Origin of the sequence: uncultured Campylobacter sp. (assembly GCF_937949835.1) — a bacterium.
In the GTDB taxonomy this organism is placed as follows: domain Bacteria; phylum Campylobacterota; class Campylobacteria; order Campylobacterales; family Campylobacteraceae; genus Campylobacter_B.
The window spans coordinates 1-2152 of the sequence record NZ_CALEDC010000145.1 but is presented as its reverse complement, the minus strand read 5'-3'; the positions used below and the strand labels follow the sequence as shown (position 1 = coordinate 2152).

2 protein-coding genes are annotated in these 2152 nt (G+C 48.1%); both read left to right on the top strand.

The genetic code is table 11. The annotated features are described in order from the left end of the window. Positions 1-985 (top strand): FecCD family ABC transporter permease (locus tag Q0256_RS03195; protein ID WP_367271937.1); only part of this gene is annotated, 985 nt, incomplete at its 5' end. Then, complete coding sequence (locus tag Q0256_RS03190; RefSeq protein WP_297959983.1) at positions 969-1733, top strand: ABC transporter ATP-binding protein; 765 nt, start codon at positions 969-971, stop codon at positions 1731-1733. The genes Q0256_RS03195 and Q0256_RS03190, both read left to right, overlap by 17 nt. The last annotated feature ends 419 nt before the right edge of the window (positions 1734-2152 follow it).

Genomic DNA, 2152 nt, shown 5'->3' with positions numbered 1-2152 from the left:
AATAATGCTGAACCTAATCCTGCTTCTTTTTTGGGTAGTGCTGGCGCTAATCTCGCTCGCTAGCGGGCAGTTTCATATCCCACTAGAAGAAATTTTTAAAATTCTCTTTAGCGGAGGCGGCGATGAAGCCGCCAAAAGTGTGATGATGGATGTTAGAATTCCACGCATTCTACTCTCCAGCCTTTGCGGTGGAGCGCTTGCTATCGCGGGTTTGAGCTTGCAGGCGGTATTTAAAAACCCGCTCGTTGGCCCGCACATCGTAGGCGTTAGCACTGCAGCGGCATTCGGCGGCGCGCTTTGTATCTTGCTAGGATTGAGCGGCTTATGGCTTGCGGGTTTTGCATTTTGCTTCGGGCTTGCGGCACTATTTTTACTCTATCTTTTGGCAAAATTCGTAGCACGCGCTGATATTTTCTCACTCATTTTAGCAGGTATAGTCATTAACGGCGTATTTGCCGCACTTACGAGCTTGGTGCAGTATCTAGCAGACGATGAGGAAGTGCTGCCTAATATCGTTTTTTGGCTACTGGGAAGCTTCGTAAGCGCAGGATACGATAAGGTAATTTTGATGTGCGCGATCGCCCTGCCCGCTTCTGCAGTCTTAATCGCGCTGAGATGGCGGTTTAATCTACTCAGCCTAAATGATGATGATTTGCGCGTGCTAGGCGTAGACGTTAAATTTCTGCGCTGCACGATCCTAGCGCTTTGCACTGCTCTGATCGCCGTACAAGTTAGCGTCAGCGGAAATATCGGCTGGGTAGGTCTTGTAGTGCCGCACGCCACCAGGCTCATCGCGGGCAGCGACCACGTGAAGCTAATGCCTGCCTGCTTCATTGCAGGAGCGATCTTTATGCTGGCAATCGACGATCTATCTCGCTCGCTAAGTAGCGCCGAAATTCCTTTAGGAATTCTATCCGCTCTCATAGGAAGCCCGATCTTTGCCCTACTTCTAAAAAGGAGCGCCAAAAATGCAAAATCTAATTGAGGTAAAAAACGCTGGCTTTTACTACGAGGCGGAAAAATTCTGCTTTCGCAACTTAAGCTTCGAGCTTGCCAGCTCTCAAACATTAGCGATTTTGGGCTTAAACGGGCAAGGTAAAAGCACGCTAATGTCGTGTATGATGGGGATTTTACAGCCTAAAGAAGGCGAGATCGTGCGCAAGGCAAAATTTGCTTTCTTGCCGCAGAGCTTTAACGTCGCGTTTGATTACAGCGTGCTTGACATCGTACTGATGGGGCGGGTACGCGAGATCTCGCTCTTTTCAAAACCGGGCAAAAAGGATATTCAAATCTGCCTTGACGCTCTGGATACGCTAGGCGTCGCCCATCTGCAAAAGCGCAGCTTTAACGCCCTTAGCGGCGGGCAGAGGCAGCTCGTGCTCTTTGCTAGAGCCCTAGCTAGCGGCAGCGACGTGCTGTTTTTGGACGAGCCTGCCAGCGCGCTTGATATCAAAAACCAAGACCGCGTGCTAAGCCTCATCGCAAATCTACGCTCAAATAGCGATGCGAGCATAGTTTTTACCACTCACCAGCCTAACCACGCCCTCGCAGTCGCCGATCGCACACTGATCTTGCGAAATGATCTTAGCTACAACTACGGCGCGAGTAACGAAATTTTAACCGAAGCCGCGCTTAGCTCGCTCTACGGCGTACAGATCAAAACGGCGGAATTTGACGTTGCGGGCGAGCAAATCCCCAGCATCACGCAAATTTTCAGCGCGCAGGTGAAGTAGCGGCGCGACAAAGCAGCTCATCAATCGGCGCGAAATTTTAAATCGCGGGATTTTGTTTTGAGTGAAATTTAAATCGTAGAATTTTGTCTTGAAATGCCGTCTTGAAATTCTGATTAAAATTTTATATCGAGGTTTTGCCATAGAATTCCAGTCTAAATTCCATAGTGAAATTTTGCCGCGGAATTCCGAGTAGAAATCTCATAGCGAAATTCTATCTGCGGCTTGCCGGTTTTCGAAGCGCGCAATGAAAGATACCGTGCTTGTGGTTTAAAATTTTTGTAGTAGAATTCTGCCTGCAAATCCATAGATGGAATTCCGTTTTAAATCCCGCGGCGAAATTTTATTCTCGCTCTGGTAGAATTCCTGAAATTCCGCAGTCTGCAAGCTTGCCCCGACGAAATTTAAAAATTTTAAATTTA

Excerpts from the sequence above, each read along its gene's own strand:
- Q0256_RS03190 (WP_297959983.1), top strand. The coding sequence starts at position 969 with ATGCAAAATCTAATTGAGGTAAAAAACGCTGGCTTTTACTACGAGGCG.